Here is a 17,827-nt window from a genome sequence, read left to right on the forward strand (position 1 = left end):
GGCGCGCCTCAGCGGCAGAAAGTGCGACCGGAACAGGTGCGGGGCGCGGGGCGGGGTCAGGACTCGATGGACCGCAGGGTCCAGGCCGGCCACCAGCCGTCTGGGAGGCGTGCGAGGAGGTCTGCGGCACCATCGAGCTGTTCCGCCGAAAGGGTCGGGTGGGGTTCGCCGCCGCCTGACCGTCTGCCACCACCCGGAGTGCGCAGCTCGGTGTGCAGCCAGCGCCGCTGTCCGACCGGGAAGACCTCCCGCAGTCCACCGGCGGCGATCGCGAGCAGGGTCTCCTCGAGGTGGTCGGCCACACTTTCGGCGGTCTCGTCGCAGGCATCGCAGGTGCAACTGGGCGCGTATTCCCGGGTCAGGGCTCCGGCCTGGATGCGGACGGATTCGGCCGGCCCGGTGAGGATGATCGTCGCCCCTGTCGTCGGGCGCAGGTGCCAGACGCGTTCTCCCGACTCGTCGGTCCGTCGATCGACGTCGACCTCGTACCAGGTCTCGAGGTGGTCGACCAGGGCGTCGACGACGGACACCACCGGCGCGAAGCGCTCCGGATGCGAGACCCGCGAATAGGCGTCTTCCGGCGGCGAACTGCCGGCCCAGCGGGATCCGTATTCGATCACCCGGCCGGACTCGTCGACGAACTCGGGAACCGCGAGCGCCGGACGCGTGAACGGCACCGGGGCGACGGCGAAGTCGATGTCGACCTCGTCGCGGGAGAGGGCCGCGAGCTCTTCCGCGTCGCGGTCGGCCTGCGGCCAGGAGGCGAGCATCTCCCGGAACGCCTCGCGCTGATCCGGGTGCTCCACGATCCCCCGCAGGAGGCCGGCGACCGGAACCGACATGGTCGAGGTGCCCACTTCCGGTTCGCTCGTGAAGCGCCACGTCGCCCCCGGATGCGCCACGGCGATCGCGTTCCCCAGGAACCGCGCCGTCGCCTCGGCCGTCTCGGGAGCATCGACGAGTTCGGGATGTGCGGCCACGAAGTCCCACAGGGCGCCGAAGTCGGCGGCGAGTGCGGCGGGGTCGGCGCCGTCGTCGCGCGCGAAGGCCTCGAAGGGCTCGAAGCCCTCCACGAACCGCGGGGGCGCGACCGGCTCGGGGCTCGGCCAGACCAACATGGCGGATGCCGTGGCGTCCGGCATCGGCGCGAGCGCGCCGGGGAAGGTGTCCGTCGACGGCATCGGACTCAGAGCTTCCGGCTGCGTGGCATGAGCCGCACGTCGGGGAGCGGCGGGGCCGGGATGCGCACGTCGTGCCCCATGACGGCGCCGAAACGGGGGGATGCCGCACCCGTGGCGGATTCCGCCTCCCACTCCTTCCGCGCCGCGACGATCTCATCGTGCGTTCGTCCGGCGAAGTTCCACCACATCACGATGTCGTCCTCGAAGGGTTCGCCGCCGAGCAGGAACAGCAGGGCGCCCTCGTCGCTTGCCACCTCGACCGCGTCGCGGGAGTCGCCCAGATAGAGGAGCCCGTTGCGGTCGAGTGGATGCTCGGCGACCACGGCATCGCCCTCGACGAGCATGAGCGCGTGCTCCCAGTCCCCGCGCAGCGGCAGGCGCACCCGCGACCCGGGCGCGAGCACGATCTCCGCACCGACGATCGGGGTGTGCACCGTGGCGGGCGAACGCACGCCGGCGAACTCGCCGAGCACGACCGTGGCCTCGGCATCCGCGCCGTCGTCGGCCGGGAGCGCGACGGAGGGCAATTCGGTATGGCGCTCGAACCCGGCCGCACCGTGGCGCGCGGAATCGGGGAGCACGACCCAGAACTGCAGGGCGTCGAGGGGCACCGGCCCGTCGCCGATCGAGTACTCGGAGTGCGAGATGCCATTGCCGGCCGTCATCAGGTTGAGCTGACCGCGGCGCAGGTCGGCGTCGCTGCCGAGCGAGTCGCGGTGGCGGATCTCGCCGACGAGCGGCCAGGTCACCGTCTGCAGCCCGATGTGCGGATGCGGTTCGACCCGCATCTTCGTGTCGGCGGGCCCGAACCGGTCGAGGAAGCACCAGGCTCCGATCGTCGGCAGGTTGCGGTGCGGCAGTGCCCTCAGCACGTTCATGCCGCGTACCCCGCCGAGCGGCACTTCGCGCGGCTCGAGGATGAGGCGGCGCTGCCCGATCATTCGGCTCGGCCCGTCGGGTCCTCACCTGCGGATCCGACGGGTCCGGAGGGAGACTTCGGCCAGCGGATCTCCGCGCCCGGGACCTCGTGCGTCTCGAGGTACTTGGCGATGTAGGGGCACAGCGGGACGATCGCCTCACCGCGCTCCGTGGCATCCGCCAGCGCGGCCGCCGCGAGCTTTCCCGCCAGTCCGTGTCCCTGGAACGCCGGGTCGACCTCGGTGTGGAGGAAGCGGATGGTGCCGGGACGCAGGTCGAACACCGCGAAGCCCGCGAGCACGTCGTCGGAGCGGATCTCGTAGCGCGACTCTTCGTCGTCGCGGGTCACGGTGATGTCGGCCATCGGATGCTCCTTCATACGGGGTGCCTCCAACCTACGCCCGCCCGTCGGGGGTGCGGGTGGCTACGGCACTGGCAGTGCGATGTGGCTCACCTGATGCGCGATCACCGCCCCGATGAGTACGAGCACGATCCCGCCGGCGGGGAGCCACCACGTGCTCTGTCCCCGGCGGAGGCGGATGAGCCCGAGCGCGACGACGGCGAGGAGCACCACGGCGTCGAACAGGAGAAAGACGTTCACCGTGTTGCTCTGCAGTGTGTAGTCGCACTGATCGGCGCCGCACCCCGCGATGCTGAGCGTCGTGAGAAAGATGTCTGCCGCGAAGAAGGATGCCACGACGATGTAGATCACCAGTAACGCGACCGCGCCGCCTGTATCTGGGGCCCTCGTCCGTTCGCCGCTCACGACGCCCACTCTAGGCGGGCGTCGTGAGGGGGCGGGCGTCAGGTCACACCTTCTCCATCACGGTGATTCCGTGCGCATCCTCCCGGCTCTTCTCGGGGAAGAGGAAGGTCAGTGCCAGGAAGGCGACGAGCATGATCGCGGGGACGATCAAGGTCTGCTGATAAGCCTGCGCCGCCGTGCCCGACCCTGCGGCCTCGAAGAACACCGAGGCGAAGATCGCGACGCCGACCGCGCTCGCGATCGCCTGGACCGCGGTGAGAACGCCCGACGCCGAACCGATCTCGTCATCCTTCACCGCCGCAAGGATCGTGCTGAACAGTGCGGCGATGATCGCACCTCCGCCGACGCCGAACAGGGCGATGCCCGGGGCGATGGTCCAGATGCTGAAGTCGCCCGGCTGCTGCAGCTCGATCCACAGCAGCCCAGCGCCCAGCAGCTGCGTCACCGCGCCGAGTTGGAGCACGGATCGGCCGATCTTCTCCGCGAGCCACGCGCCGCTGATCGCACCGCCGACCGCGGAGCCGAGCGCAAGCGGAAGGTTGCCCAGCCCTGCCTCACCCGCACTGAAGCCGTTGCCGACCTGCAGGAACAACGTCAGCACCAGCTGGGTACCGGTCAGGCTGCTGAAGAACAGGGCGATGCCCACCAGTCCGAATGTGTAGGCGCGGCGGGTGAACATCGTCGCCGTGACGAGCGGGACTCCGCCGCGGGCGAGCAGCTGTCGTTGCTGCCAGCCGAAGATGACGAAACCGGCCAGACCGGCTGCCACGCACGCCCACGCCCACACCGGCCAGTCCAGCTCGGGGCCGAAGGTGAGACCGAGCACGAGAATGCCGGAGGACGCGACGATGACGGCCGCGCCGAGCATGTCGATTCGGACGGCACGATCTCCGGATCGTCGTGGCAGGATGCGCCACGCCACGATCAGTGCGACGACGCCGATGGGGATGTTCACGAGGAAGACTGATCGCCATCCGAGACCGAGGATGTCGGCCTCGATGAGTCCGCCACCGATGATCGGGCCCAGGATGCCGCCCAGGCCCAGGGCCGGACCGAAGATGCCGAAGGCGATGGCGAGTTCGGCGCCGGAGAGGTTCTCCCGCAGGAGCCCGAGCCCTTGGGGGAGCAGCAGGGCTCCGGCCGCGCCCTGGATCAGGCGGAACGCGATCAGCAGCTCGGCGGTCGGGGCGAGCGAGCAGAGCAGCGAGGCGACGGTGAACGCCGCCAGCCCCACGAGGAACATTCGCCGACGTCCGTAGCGATCGCCGAGGCGACCGCCGAGGATCAGCCCGGCTCCCAGCGCAAGCGCATAGCCGCCGATGACCCATTGCAGCCCCAGGGCGTTCGTCCCCAGGGAGGATTCCAGCGAGGGGCCGGCGACGTTGACGATCGTGGCGTCGAGCATGTCCATGATCTCGGCCGCGAGCATCACTCCGAGGATCGCCCAGCGCCAGCGGTACGGGGCTTCGGTCGCGTCTGTCATATCGTCTCAATTCTTGATTATCAACCAAATTAGCAATAAGAAGTATTACCATGGAACGCATGGATGTCAAACGGCCCGAGCGGGCGCCGGAGGCGGGTTCGACGTACGATCCGTCACGTCGGCACGACGCTGGCGAGATTCACGAAAGCGACATCCGAACCCGCGTGCAGCAGCTCACGATGAGGCAGCAACGCTTCGAGCGATCGATCGCGAAGCAGCTCGAACTCGATGCGCCGGGCCTCGAGGTGCTCGACCACCTCATCTCGCGTGGCCCCACGACTCCGACCGAGCTGGCTCACCGCGTAGAGATCTCGACAGCCGCCATGACCCTTGTCCTCAACAGGCTCGAGGACCGGGGGCACGTGCGTCGGGACCGGCATCCCTCCGACGGGCGCAAGCTCATCGTGACGGCGTCGGAGGCTGCTGCCGCCGACGCGGAGAGCCTGGTGCAGCCGCTCATCGGCGAAGTGGAGGCGCAGATCGCCGCCATGAGCGACGAGGAACGAGCGACGGTGGCGAAGTTCCTCGACGACCTCATCCGCGCCTACGACCGGTCGACCGCGGGCTGAACCCCCGTCGGCTGTGGACGACGCGCCGCCCGCGTCGGCGGGGGTCGTTACGCTGGAGGGATGCCGCAGACTCCCCGTGACCCGTACGCGGATCTGCCGTACGCCGACGAGCCCTACGACGACGGCTGGGAGTCCTCCCTCCCGCCCGAGCCGATGGACTGGGAGCCGCAGGGCGCGGGCTACGAGCCGCCGCTCGACTGGGGGCAGGGGCCGGTCACCCCGGTGGCGCCGTCTTCGTCTGCCGGCCGTGCGCCTGCCGTACGCCGGGCCACCCCGAGCCGCTATCCGACAGCACATGAGGCGCTGCACACCGTCTTCGGGTACGACGAGTTCCGCGGCGACCAGGCCGATATCGTGGAGCAGGTCATCGCCGGGGGAGATGCCGTCGTGCTGATGCCGACAGGCGGCGGGAAGAGCATCACGTACCAGGTTCCGGCGCTCGTACGTGAGGGCACGGGGCTCGTCATCAGCCCGCTCATCGCGCTCATGCACGACCAGGTCGACGCGTTGCGCGCCAACGGTGTCAACGCCGCGTACCTCAACTCCACCCAGGCGATCGACGAGCGTCGCGAGGTCGAACGGGCCTACGTCGCCGGCGAGCTCGACCTCATCTACGTCGCCCCCGAGCGCCTCTCGAACGCGCAGACCACGGCGCTGCTGCAGCGCGGAACGATCAGCGTGATCGCGATCGACGAGGCGCACTGCGTGTCGCAGTGGGGTCACGACTTCCGCCCCGACTACCTCGCCCTCGGCGACCTGGGCGAGCGGTTCCCCGGGGTGCCGCGCATGGCGCTCACGGCCACGGCGACGGCGGCGACGCACAAGGAGATCACCGAGCGACTGCACCTCGACGGTGCAAAGCACTTCGTCGCGAGCTTCGACCGCCCGAACATCCAGTACCGGATCGTGCCCAAGGTCGACCCGCGCAAGCAACTGGTCGCGTTCATCAAGTCGCAGACGCCGGTGACCGACGACGGCGCCCAGCCCGCCGGCATCGTCTACGCGCTCAGCCGCAAGTCGGTCGAGCAGACCGCCACGTATCTGGCCGCGCAGGGGCTCGACGCGCTGCCGTATCACGCGGGTCTTCCCGCCGAGGTGCGGGCGGCCAACCAGGCGCGCTTCCTCCGCGAAGACGGCGTGGTCATGGTCGCGACCATCGCGTTCGGCATGGGCATCGACAAGCCCGACGTGCGCTTCGTCGCTCACATCGACCTGCCGAAGTCGGTCGAGGGGTACTACCAGGAGACCGGTCGTGCCGGCCGTGACGGCGAGCCATCGGTGGCGTGGATGGCGTACGGACTCGGCGACGTCGTGCAGCAGCGCCGGCTCATCGACCAGAGTCCCGGCGACCGCACGTTCAAGATGCGCATGGGGCAGCACCTCGACGCGATGCTCGCGCTGTGCGAGACGGTCGAGTGCCGCCGGCAGAACCTGCTCGGGTACTTCGGCCAGGAGTCGCAGCCCTGCGGCAACTGCGACACCTGCCTCGACGACACCGAGACCTTCGACGGCCTCGTCCCGGCGCAGAAGCTGCTCTCGACGATCGTGCGACTCAAGCGCGAGCGCAACCAGGCGTTCGGTGCGGGGCACCTGATCGACATCCTCCGCGGAGCCTCGACCGAGCGCATCCGACAGCAGGGGCACGACAAGCTCGCGACGTATGGCATCGGCAACGACCTCTCCGACCAGGACTGGCGCAGCGTCGTGCGGCAGCTGCTGGCCCGCGGCGTCCTGGTCGCCCAGGGCGACTACGGCACCCTCGCTCCCGGTGACCAGGCGGCCGGAGTGCTGCGCGGTGAGACCGCGGTGCCGCTGCGCAAAGACACGATCGGGCGCCCGACTTCGTCGTCGCGGGCGCGCAAGGCGAGCGCTGCCGACGCGCTGGATGCCGGTGACCGCGGGCTGTTCGAGGCGCTGCGCGCCTGGCGGGCCGAGACCGCACGTGAGCAGGGTGTCCCCGCGTACATCGTGTTCGGAGACGCCACGCTCCGCGCCCTCGCCGAGCATCGCCCGGCCTCGCTCGCCGACCTCGACGGCATCACCGGCATCGGTGCGAAGAAGCGCGAGGCCTACGGCGAAGGCGTGCTGGCCGTCATCGCCGCCGCCTGACCTCCGCTCCGGAAGGCGCTCCTGTCGTGAGGTGACAACGCGAGGCAGGGGCATCCCGGTCCCCGGTTGGAGGATGCTCACAGCGCACTTCGTCCGGCTTTGTCGCAGACCTACCATGGGGGCACCCCTACTTTCCTGGAGGAATGCCATGGTCGACGCTGCCGTCCGTCCTTCGACGACACCCGATGAAACGCCCGCGACCGCGCTCGCCCCGCAGATGGACGTCGCCCGAGTGAACGAGGCGCTGATGGGCACCTGGGGCGACGTGCGCCGTCAGGCGCGCGAGATGATCAAGGACTCCGCATTCTGGCGCAAGGATGAGCTCGGCAAGGACGAGCACCGCGAGCGCGTGCTCAGCCAGCTGCATCTGCTGGTCGAGAACAAGGCCGTGCACCGCGCGTTCCCCAAGTCGCTCGGCGGCGAGGAGAACAACGGCGCCAACATCGCCGGCTTCGAGGAGCTCGTGGTCGCCGACCCGAGCCTGCAGATCAAGTCGGGTGTGCAGTGGGGGCTCTTCGGATCTGCGGTGCTGCAGCTGGGCACGGCGGAGCACCACGAGAAGTGGCTCCCCGGCATCATGGACCTCTCGATCCCCGGCGCCTTCGCGATGACCGAGATCGGCCACGGCTCGGATGTGGCCGCCGTCGGGACGACCGCGACCTACGACGTCGCCACCGAAGAGTTCGTCATCAACACCCCGTTCCGGGCCGCCACCAAGGAGTACCTCGGCAACGCGGCGCTGCACGGTGTGGCGGCGACCGTGTTCGCGCAGCTGATCACCAACGGCGTGAACCATGGCGTGCACTGCTTCTATGTGCCGCTGCGCGGTGAAGACGGCAGCGACCTCCCCGGCATCGGCCGCGAGGACGACGGCCTCAAGGGCGGACTCAACGGCATCGACAACGGCCGTCTGTCGTTCGACCACGTGCGCATCCCGCGTACGAACCTGCTCAACCGCTACGGCGACGTCGCAGTCGACGGCACCTATTCGAGCGCGATCGACAGCCCCGGCCGTCGGTTCTTCACGATGCTCGGCACCCTGGTGCAGGGCCGCGTGTCCCTCGACGGTGCCGCATCCTGGGCATCCGCTCTGGGCCTGCACATCGCGATCACCTACGCCACCCAGCGTCGCCAGTTCGATGGCGCGGACGGGCAGGAGGTCGTGCTCATGGACTACGGCAAGCACCAGCGTCGCCTGCTGCCGCGCCTGGCCACCACGTACGCGCAGATCTTCGCGCACGACGAGTTCCTGCAGAAGTTCGACGGCGTCTTCTCGGGTCGCACCGACACCCCGGCCGACCGCGAAGACCTCGAGACGCTCGCCGCAGCCCTCAAGCCGCTGTCGACCTGGCACGCCCTCGACACGCTGCAGGAGGCCCGCGAGGCCACCGGCGGGGCCGGCTTCATGTTCGAGAACCGTCTGGTGGGCCTGCGCGCCGACCTCGACATCTACGTCACGTTCGAGGGCGACAACAACGTGCTGCTGCAGCTCGTCGGCAAGCGTCTGCTGACCGACTACGCCAAGCAGTTCCAGGGCAAGGATGCGGCCGCGCTCGCCAAGTTCGCGGTCGGGATGACCGCGGGCAAGCTGTTCCACGGTGCCGGGCTCCGTCAGCTCGGCCAGGCCGTCTCGGACTTCGGGCAGGTGAGCCGCTCGGTCGAGCGGGGACTCCGTGAGGAGCAGCAGCACGATCTGCTCGCCGGGCGCGTGCAGCAGATGGTCGCCGACATCGCGTCCCGCCTGCGTCCCGGCGCGAAGGACAAGGCCCTCGGCGCCCGCCTGTTCAACGAGAACCAGGCCGAGCTGATCGAGGCCGCGCGCGCCCACGGCGAACTGCTGCAGTGGGAGGCGTTCACCGATGCCGTGCATCAGATCGACGACGCCGACACCAAGAAGGTGCTCACGTGGCTGCGTGACCTGTTCGGTCTGCAGCTCATCGAGAAGCACCTCGCCTGGCACCTGATCCACGGGCGTCTGTCGACCCAGCGTGCCGCGGCCGTGTCGAGCTACATCGACCGGCTGTGCGCGCGGCTGCGCCCTCATGCCCTCGACCTGGTGAACGCGTTCGGCTACGAGCCCGAGCACGTGCGGGCGCCGATCGCGAGCGGCATCGAGAAGCAGCGGCAGGACGAGGCTCGGGCCTACTACGCCGACCTCGCCGCTACCGGCAAGGCGCCGATCCAGGAGAAGGCGCTCAAGAAGAAGCAGCGCTGACCCGGCGGCTACGGTTCATCTGTCGGGAGATCGTGCAAGGTGCAGGGCGAATCCACACGATCCTCCCGACAGGTGTGCATTCTCCCGACAGGTGTGCCGAGCGAGCCGGATGCCGACCGACCCGGCGCCGGTCAGGACGACCACTTCGTGAGGTCGATGCCGCGCTCGGCCGCCAACGCCTGAAGGTGCTCGGCGGAATCCGTCTCGACGCAGACGCACGCCTGCAATCCTGCGGTGTCTTCGTCGCGCAACAGGTAGTAGCTGTTCGCGTCGGTCAGCAGCTCTCCCGCGGCGTCGCGGAACAGCCACCGGACCTTCACCAGCACGAGTCGCTCGGACAGCTCATTCGCGTCGAGGAGCTCGTGGCCGACGGACGCCAGACCGAGTTCGCGGTACAGGGGGTACGACTGCTTCAGCCCCGCGATCATCTCCTCCCGGGTGTCCAGGACGCCGGAGACCCGGTCATCTGCGATCATCCCGGGCGTCGACCACAGCGTCACCGCGGCCTCGGCGTCGAACGCCGTCAGGGATGCCGCATAGCGCGCGAGGTACTGTTCGATCCGGTCGGTGTGGATGCTCATGTGCCGAGGGTACGGACTGTCCGCACTGACCGTCAGGGGCCTTGACGGACCGGGGTGGACGTCCCTCACGGGTACGCCCGGCGGCACGCGATGCGTAGGGTGGATGCCGCCACCAGAAGAAGGAGTCCCCGTGACCCGCGTCCACGCCTACGCCGCACCCCGCGAAGCCGCCCCGCTGGAGAAGACCGTGATCGAACGGCGGGAGCTCGGGCCGCTCGACGTGCTCATCGACATCGCGTACGCCGGCATCTGCCACTCCGACATCCACACCGTTCGAGGCGACTGGGGTCCGCAGAGGTATCCGCTCGCACCCGGACACGAGATCACGGGAACCGTCGCGGCCGTGGGAGAGGCCGTGACCCGGCACGCGGTCGGCGACCGCGTCGGCGTCGGCTGTCTGGTGACCTCGTGCGGCGAGTGCCGCAACTGCGTGCGCGGCGAGGAGCAGTACTGCACCGAGGGCGCGGTGCAGACGTACGGGAGCACGGACCGTGACGGCACCGTCACGCAGGGCGGCTACTCCGAGCAGGTCGTGGTGACCGAGAAATTCGTCCTGCGCATCCCGGATGCCCTGCCACTGGATGCCGCAGCTCCCCTGCTGTGCGCCGGCATCACCACCTACTCGCCGCTGCGGCACTGGAACGTCGGCCCCGGCACCCGTGTCGCGGTCGTCGGCCTCGGTGGACTCGGGCACATGGGCGTGCAGATCGCGCACGCACTGGGCGCCGAGGTGACCGTGCTCTCGCAGACCCTGAACAAGAAGGAGGACGGTCTGCGGCTCGGCGCCGACCACTATCGCGCCACGAGCGACCGGGAGACCTTCCGCGAGCTTCGTTCTTCGTTCGACGTGATCCTCAACACCGTGAGCGCCGTGATCGATGTGCGCTCCTACCTGAGCCTGCTCGACGTCGGTGGCGCGCTGGTGTGCGTCGGCGCTCCCGCCGAACCGCTGTCGGTCGGGGTCATGTCGCTCATCGGCGGGCGGCGATCGCTCGCCGGCAGCAACATCGGCGGCATCCGCGAGACGCAGGAGATGCTCGACTTCTGTGCCGAGCACGGTCTCGCCGCCGAGATCGAGGTGATCCCGGCCTCCGAGATCAACGCCGCCTACGAGCGCGTGCTCGCCTCCGACGTGCGGTACCGGTTCGTGATCGACGCGGCCACCTTCGCCGACTGACGTCGGTGGGGGCGGATACGTTGACACGATGACCTCTCTTCTCACGGGCCCGGACGCCCGCGATCGCTGCGCCTGGGTGGGCGACGACGACGAGTACCGCCGCTACCACGACGAGGAGTGGGGTGTGCCCCTGCACGGCGACCGCGCACTGTTCGAGAAGATGGCGCTCGAGGGCTTCCAGGCCGGGCTCTCGTGGATCACGATCCTGCGCAAGCGTCCGCGGTTCCGAGAGGTGTTCGCCGGCTTCGAGCCCGAGGTGGTGTCGGAGTTCGATGAGGCCGATGTCGAGCGACTCATGACGGATGCCGGCATCATCCGCAACCGCGCCAAGATCCTGGCGACCATCGGCAACGCCCGCCTCGTGCACGCGATGGCGCCGGGCGAGCTCGACGAGTTGATGTGGTCGTTCGCCCCGCCGGCATCCGGCACCCGTCCGGCGTCGTTCGCGGAGGTTCCGGCCGTCACCCCGGCGTCGACGGCGATGAGCAAGGAACTGCGTCGACGAGGGTTCCGCTTCGTGGGGCCGACCACCATGTACGCCCTCATGCAGTCGGCCGGGATGGTCGACGATCACATCTCGGGGTGCTGGCGCGCCTAGCAGGTTGCAGTGGGGAATTCTCCCCATCGAGCGGAATATCAGTGCACGGTTAGGATGTACGAGTGCTCAGCGGCCAGTCGGGCCCGCGCACGAGTAATCGGAGAGTGTGACCCTGGGGGGGAACCGGGCATGAAGGCCTTGTCATGGATGCGCGCGCGACCCAAGACGCTGGCGTCCGCCGCGGGCGTCACCGTCGGCGTCATCGCCATCACGACCATGGCCTTCACCTATGAGGGGTTCCCGACCACCAAGGTCGACCTGAACGACGGCGGCGTCTGGATCACCAAGACGTCGAGTCTGCTCGTCGGCCACTTCAACAACGAGTCCACGATCCTCGACGGCGGTCTGCGCACCACCAGCGAGAACTACGACATCCTCCAGGCCGCCGCCAACGTGCTCGTCGTCGACGAGAGCGCATCCACGGTCACGGCGATCGATCCGGCCCGGGTCTCGCTCGGCGACTCCACGATCATCCCCTCGTCCGCCAAGGTGGCGATGGGCGCCAACACGGCGGCCATCCTCGACGAGAAGTCCGGCGACCTCTGGGTCGTGCCGGTGCAGGGCATCGCCTCCTTCGAGATCGAGGCGGCCGAGCCCATCGTCGAACTCGGCGAGAACTCCGATGTGACGGTGGCCGAAGATGGCACCGTCTTCGCGCTCTCCGGAGAACGCGGCGAGGTCGTCACTGTCCCCGTCGACAACGAGGGCGCTCCGGGCGAGGCGTCGGCCGCGTCGGTCGGCGAACTCGACCTGTCGGTGCGCCCCACCATCACCGCCGTCGGACGCACGCCGGTCGTGTTCGACGAGGCGGCCGGGGTCGTCACGACTCCCGGAGGCCTTCGCACCGAGCTCAAGGGCGCGGCGGACGCCGTGCTGCAGCAGGCATCGGCCGAGACCGATGCCGTCGCGATCGCCACCCCGACGGCACTCGTGCGCGTCCCCCTCGACGGTGGCGAGCCGGAGCAGACCTCGGCGGGTGGTGACGGCACCGCGGCGGCACCCGTCTGGCTCCGCGGCTGCACCTACGGGGCCTGGGCGGGATCGGCCACCTTCATCCGCGAATGCCCCGGCGACAGCAACGATGTGAATGCGCCGATCGACGGCGCCGAGGACTCCGCGAGCCTGACGTTCCGCGTAAACCGCGACGTGATCATCCTCAACGACGCGGTCGGCGGCGCCGCCTGGATGGCGAACGAGAGCCTGCAGCGCGTCGACAACTGGAACGACCTGACTCCGCCCGAGGGCGAGACCGAGAACCAGGAGGACTCGACCGAGGAGACGGTCGAGACCACGCTCCCGGAGCGCAGCGAGGAGAACACGCCTCCGATCGCCGAAGACGACTCGTACGGCGTGCGCCCCGGCGCCACGACGCTGCTCCCGGTGCTCGACAACGACAACGATCCCGACGGCGACGTGCTCGTCGCGGCGCTCGCCGAGGCGCAGCCCTCCATCGGCACCGTGCAGCCGATCAACAACGGCGGCTCGCTGCAGATCACCGTCGGCGAGGATGCCTCCGGAACGGCCAGCTTCACCTACGAGGTCGACGACGGCCGCAAGGGCAAGGACACGGCGGTCGTGTCGCTCGCGGTGCACGACTGGAACGAGAACGCCGCCCCCACATCGAAGCGGAAGACCTCACTCGCGGTCGAGACCGGCGGCACGATCTCGTACAACATCCTCCCGGACTGGATCGATCCCGACGGTGACGACATCTACCTGAAGGAGGTTCTCGCCGCCCCGGGCGACGAGGTCGACTTCAGCAAGGACGGTCAGATCACCTACAAGGCGACCGCGAGCCTGCAGGGGCGCAAAGACGTGCAGGTCACCGTCGCCGACGCCTTCGGCAAGCTCGGCACCGCGAGCATCGCCCTCGACGTGCGGCCCCAGGGTTCGACCAACCCCAAGACCAACGCCGACCACGTGATCACGCGGGCCGGCGAGCAGGTCACCGTCGCCCCGACCGCGAACGACACCAGCACCTCGCGTGAGCAGCTGCGCCTGAGCCGGGTGCTCGACACCCCCGGCGCCACGATCGTCCCGAACACGGCCAACAAGACCTTCTCCTTCATGGCCGAGAAGCCGGGCGTCTACTACGTGCAGTACCAGGTGACGACGGGTCCGAAGAACGGCGAGGGCATCGTCCGCGTCGACGTGATGCCCGAGTCGGAGACCGACCTCCCACCCGTCGCCGTCCGCGACGTCGCACTGCTGCCCACCGGCGGCGACGTGCTGCTGGGCGTGCTCAACAACGACACCGACCCCGCCGGCGGCATTCTCGTCGTGCAGTCGGTCTCGTTGGAGCCGAGCAGCGGCATCTCGGTCTCGGTGCTCAATCACGAGACGCTGCGGATCACGGATCAGGGCGCGCTCGAGGAGCAGGTGCGCGTCAAGTACCGCATCTCGAACGGCTCCAAGTCCGCCGAGGGCGAGGTCGTGGTCATCCCGATCCCGGCTCCGGAGGAGCTCCTGCAGCCGATCGCCAACCCCGACACCGCGACCGTCCGCGCGGGTGATGTCGTGACGATCCCCGTGCTCGACAACGACACCCACCCCAGCGACGACGTCATGCACGTCGAGCCCGAGCTCATCGAGCCGTTCGTCGACCCCGAAGACGGCGAGGCCTTCGTCTCGCAGGATGCGGTGCGTTTCAAGGCGGGCCCCGAGGCGAAGACCGTGTACCTCACGTACGAGGTCTCCGACTCGCGCCAGCAGAAGGCCGCCGGCTACGTCACGATCCAGATCCTCCCGGTCGACGAGGAGAACAACGCGGCACCGCGTCCGCAGGATCTCGTCGCGCGCGCGCTCGCCGGCACCGAGGTGAACATCGCGGTGCCGCTCGACGGCATCGACACCGACGGCGACTCCGTCGAACTCGTCGGCATCGAGTCGAGCCCCACCAAGGGACGCATCACGAACGGCCCGAACTACTTCACATACGAGGCCTCCGACGGGGCATCCGGTGTCGACGTGTTCAAGTACCGGGTGCGCGACCGGCTCGGCAAGGAGGGCGTCGCCACCATCCGCGTCGGCATCGCTCCCACCGAACAGACCAACCAGCCGCCGTATGCGGTGAAGGATGCGGTGGTGGTGCGACCCGGTCGCGAGATCGCCGTGCCCGTCCTCGCGAACGACTCCGATCCGGAGGGCGACAAGGTCTCGCTCCTCAAGGACGGCCTCGAGCTTCCCGACGGTCTGGAGGCGCGCGTCTCCGGTGACCGGGTGCTCGTGCAGGCGCCGAACGGCCCGACCGAGACTTCGCTGCAGTACACCGCCGTGGACGCCCGCGGGGCCGAGGCGACGGCGACCCTGCAGATCACGGTCGACGAGGACGTTCCGCTCCAGGCGCCGGTCGCCCGCGACGACCGCCTGCAGCCGGTGGACCTCAAGGACGGCGGCCTGAGCGCCGACTTGGACATCCTCGCGAACGATGAGGACCCCGACGGCACCACCGACAGCCTCACCGTCGAGATCGGCGAAGGTGGAACGCAACTCGAGAACGGCAAGGTGCGCGTCACCGTCACCGACGAGCTGCAGCTGATCCGCTACACCCTCGTCGACCGCGACGATCAGCGGGCATCGGCGTTCATCTTCGTGCCATCGCGATCTGATCTGCGCCCGACGCTCACCTCGACGAAGCCGCTCGAAGTGGTCAGCGGCGAGACCGAGGAGATCCCGCTGTCGGAGTACGTCACCGTCGCAGGCGGGGGTGACGTGGTGATCACAGAGAAGGCGAAGATCAGCGCGAACCACGCCGACGGCTCCGACCTGCTCAAGGATGCGAAGACCCTCGTCTACACGTCGGCCGCCGGATTCTTCGGACCCGATTCACTCACGTTCGAGGTGACCGACGGCGATGGGCCCGACGACCCCGAGGGGCGAAAGGCCACGCTCAGCATCCCGATCAACGTGCTGCCGCCCGAGAACCAGCAGCCGACCTTCGTGCAGGGGCAGGTCAACGTAGCCCCCGGCGAGCCGGCGAGCTCGCTCGACCTGGCCGCTCTCACCGACGACCCCGATCCCGAAGACGAGGGCAAGCACGACTTCTCCCTCGTCGGCGGTGAGGAGAAGGGTGTCTCGGCCCGGATCGACGGCGACGACAAGCTCGTCGTCGAGGCGGCCTCGAACGCCAAGAAGGGCACCACGGTCACGCTCAAGATCCGCGTCTCCGACGGCACGACCGAGCCGGTCGAAGGCACCGTCGCCGTCCTGGTCACGGCGTCGACGCGGCCGATGCCGGCGGCGAACACCGACACGGTCGCCGAGGCGGATGCCGGCAAGACCATCACCGTGCCCGCGCTCGCGAACGACTACAACCCGTTCCCCGAGACGCCGCTGAAGATCGTGACCGCGGTCGCGGAGTCGGGTTCCGGCGAGGTCACGTTCACCGACAGCGACGTCACCATCACGCCGAACGAGTCGTTCGTGGGAACGCTCGTCGTCCGCTACCGCATCCAGGATGCGACGGAGGATGCCGACCGCGAGGTCAACGGCCAGATCGTGGTCACCGTGCAGGACGTGCCGGATGCGCCAGGAGTCCCGGTCATCGCGAGCGTGCAGGACCGTACGGTCGTGGTGTCGTTCTCGGCACCCTCGAACAACGGCGCCGAGATCACGAAGTACACCGTGAAGTCGGTCGGCGGCAGCGCGTACACCAAGGAATGCCAGTCCACCACCTGCACGCTCGACGGCCTCACCAACAACGTCGAGTACACGTTCCAGGTGACCGCGACCAACCGCGTCGGCGAGTCCGATCCGTCGGCCCTGTCGGCGCCCGCACGCCCCGACGCGCGGCCGGACACCCCCAACCCGCCGACCCTGAAGTTCGGCGACAAGTCCCTCCAGGTGGCGTGGGTCACCCCCACCACGCCGGGCTCTCCCGTCGACCGGTACACGCTCGAGATCTCGCCCGCACCGCCCTCCGGCGTGACGCAGAAGGAGGTCACGGGCAACTCGATCACGTGGGAGGGGCTGGAGAACGGCTCGGACTACCAGGTGAAGGTGCAGGCGCACAACAAGGCGCCCGACCCCTCCAGCTGGAGCGGCTGGTCGGCCTCCGAGATCCCGGCGGGGCCCCCGCTGGCGCCGGCGGCCCCGACGACGGTCGAGCTCTCGCCCGTCGGCAGCCAGGCGCAGATGCAGGTGAACTGGAAGGCGCCCGACAAGAACGGCGACGCGATCCGCGGCTACACGCTCGAGGTGCTGCGCGGCGGCCAGGTCGTGCGCACCATCACCCCCGGACCCGAGGCGACGAGCCAGGCGGTCGTCGTCGACACCTCGGAGACGGCGTACACCTACCGCATCAAGGCCTACAACAAGGCTGGATACGGCGAGATGAGCGCCCCGTCGGCACCCCGCCGCGGCGTGATCGCCCCGGGAGCACCGACCAGCCTGAAGGTGACTCAGGAGGCCGATCGTGCGCTGGTGATCGACTACCGTGCGGGATCGACAGGCGGCGCGAAGTCCGGCGAGATCACCTACCAGTACCGCCTGGACGGCGGCGCCTGGAACACGGTGCCGGGCAACAAGACCATCGGCGGGCTCACGAACGGTCGCGACTACACCGTCGAGGTGCGCGCGGTCGCGAACGTCGACGGCTCGACCTATGCCGGTGCCGTGTCGAACGCGGCGAGGGGCAACCCGCACGGGAAGCCGTCCGCACCGGCGGTGAGCGCGGAGTCGCTCGCGAGCCAGGTGCGCCTGAACTGGAACGCGAACGGCTCGGCAAACGGCCGTGCCATCGACACGGTGCAGATCAGCATCGACGGGGGCGGATGGCAGGGCGTCGCGGCGTCGGGCCACGTCGACGTGGGCAGCTACAGCGAGTACCACACCATCAAGGCGCGGGCGAGGGACAACACGGGCGCGTGGTCGGACGAGAGCGGAACCGCCGGGAACACCGCGCAGTCGAAGCCGCAGCCGCGCTGGTGGGCCTCGCAGGGAGTCGACTCCCGCAACTGCAATCCCGACACGTGCTACTACCTGAACCTGAACACGGCGAACGTGCCTCCGGGCCGGTACATGATCCGCTGCCTCGACAACGGCCAGCCGTACCGCTCGTCCTCCGGACAGACCTCGACGTACAACGCATACAACGTGCCCGCCAACGGCACGATCCAACTCTCCTGCTGGCATGGCGGCATGGGCAGGACCCTGCAGGCCGACATCCAGGGCATCGGCGCGTCCGAAGGCACCAGCTGGCCGTAGCGGCCGCCGCTCCCGCTGCACGAACT

Annotated in this window: 12 protein-coding genes; 6 read left to right on the forward strand and 6 right to left on the reverse strand. The window is 69.2% G+C overall.

Annotated elements, in window-relative coordinates:
* Window positions 1–56: 56 nt before the first annotated feature.
* The 5 genes from ACFC14_RS08430 to ACFC14_RS08450 all read right to left on the reverse strand — a co-directional run bounded on the left by ACFC14_RS08430 (window position 57) and on the right by ACFC14_RS08450 (window position 4,348).
* On the reverse strand, window positions 57–1,181 hold the full coding sequence (locus tag ACFC14_RS08430) for a DUF6226 family protein (protein ID WP_376102923.1): 1,125 nt from the start codon (window positions 1,179–1,181) through the stop codon (window positions 57–59).
* A 5-nt stretch (window positions 1,182–1,186) separates the two neighbouring features.
* Entirely contained in the window at window positions 1,187–2,122 is a 936-nt protein-coding gene (locus ACFC14_RS08435) for a pirin family protein (RefSeq protein WP_376102925.1), read from the reverse strand.
* The gene (locus tag ACFC14_RS08440) at window positions 2,119–2,463 is read right to left on the reverse strand and encodes a GNAT family N-acetyltransferase (protein WP_136040908.1); all 345 of its coding nucleotides are present in this window, start codon (window positions 2,461–2,463) and stop codon (window positions 2,119–2,121) included. Before ACFC14_RS08440 ends, ACFC14_RS08435 begins: the two co-directional genes overlap by 4 nt.
* A gap of 60 nt (window positions 2,464–2,523) precedes the next feature.
* Window positions 2,524–2,811, reverse strand: coding sequence for a hypothetical protein (locus ACFC14_RS08445; protein WP_376102928.1), 288 nt, complete (start codon window positions 2,809–2,811; stop codon window positions 2,524–2,526).
* Window positions 2,812–2,908: 97 nt separating this feature from the next.
* On the reverse strand, window positions 2,909–4,348 hold the full coding sequence (locus ACFC14_RS08450; RefSeq protein ID WP_376102931.1) for an MFS transporter: 1,440 nt from the start codon (window positions 4,346–4,348) through the stop codon (window positions 2,909–2,911).
* A 179-nt stretch (window positions 4,349–4,527) separates the two neighbouring features.
* Between ACFC14_RS08450 and ACFC14_RS08455 the strand changes: the two genes are divergently transcribed.
* The 3 genes from ACFC14_RS08455 (at window position 4,528) to ACFC14_RS08465 (ending at window position 9,241) form a co-directional block, all read left to right on the forward strand.
* Complete coding sequence (locus ACFC14_RS08455) at window positions 4,528–4,917, forward strand: MarR family winged helix-turn-helix transcriptional regulator (protein WP_376102933.1); 390 nt, start codon at window positions 4,528–4,530, stop codon at window positions 4,915–4,917.
* Between the two features lie 60 nt (window positions 4,918–4,977).
* Window positions 4,978–7,026, forward strand: a complete 2,049-nt coding sequence (recQ, locus tag ACFC14_RS08460) for a DNA helicase RecQ (protein ID WP_376102936.1) — start codon at window positions 4,978–4,980, stop codon at window positions 7,024–7,026.
* 148 nt (window positions 7,027–7,174) lie between these two features.
* Window positions 7,175–9,241: an acyl-CoA dehydrogenase gene (locus ACFC14_RS08465; protein ID WP_376102939.1), complete on the forward strand. Its 2,067-nt coding sequence runs from the start codon at window positions 7,175–7,177 to the stop codon at window positions 9,239–9,241.
* Window positions 9,242–9,372: 131 nt separating this feature from the next.
* On the opposite strand, the gene ACFC14_RS08470 is transcribed toward ACFC14_RS08465, so the two are convergent.
* Window positions 9,373–9,822 carry a hypothetical protein gene (locus ACFC14_RS08470; RefSeq protein WP_376102942.1) on the reverse strand — a complete coding sequence of 150 codons (450 nt, stop codon included), beginning with the start codon at window positions 9,820–9,822 and terminating at the stop codon, window positions 9,373–9,375.
* Between the two features lie 130 nt (window positions 9,823–9,952).
* On the opposite strand from ACFC14_RS08470, the gene ACFC14_RS08475 reads away from it, so the two are divergent.
* The 3 genes from ACFC14_RS08475 to ACFC14_RS08485 all read left to right on the forward strand — a co-directional run bounded on the left by ACFC14_RS08475 (window position 9,953) and on the right by ACFC14_RS08485 (window position 17,801).
* The gene (locus tag ACFC14_RS08475; protein WP_376102945.1) at window positions 9,953–10,999 is read left to right on the forward strand and encodes an NAD(P)-dependent alcohol dehydrogenase; all 1,047 of its coding nucleotides are present in this window, start codon (window positions 9,953–9,955) and stop codon (window positions 10,997–10,999) included.
* Window positions 11,000–11,027: 28 nt separating this feature from the next.
* Entirely contained in the window at window positions 11,028–11,597 is a 570-nt protein-coding gene (locus ACFC14_RS08480; RefSeq protein WP_376102948.1) for a DNA-3-methyladenine glycosylase I, read from the forward strand.
* A 129-nt stretch (window positions 11,598–11,726) separates the two neighbouring features.
* The gene (locus ACFC14_RS08485; protein WP_376102951.1) at window positions 11,727–17,801 is read left to right on the forward strand and encodes an Ig-like domain-containing protein; all 6,075 of its coding nucleotides are present in this window, start codon (window positions 11,727–11,729) and stop codon (window positions 17,799–17,801) included.
* Window positions 17,802–17,827 lie beyond the last annotated feature (26 nt).

The organism is Microbacterium sp. NPDC055988, from assembly GCF_042269505.1.
GTDB lineage: Bacteria > Actinomycetota > Actinomycetes > Actinomycetales > Microbacteriaceae > Microbacterium.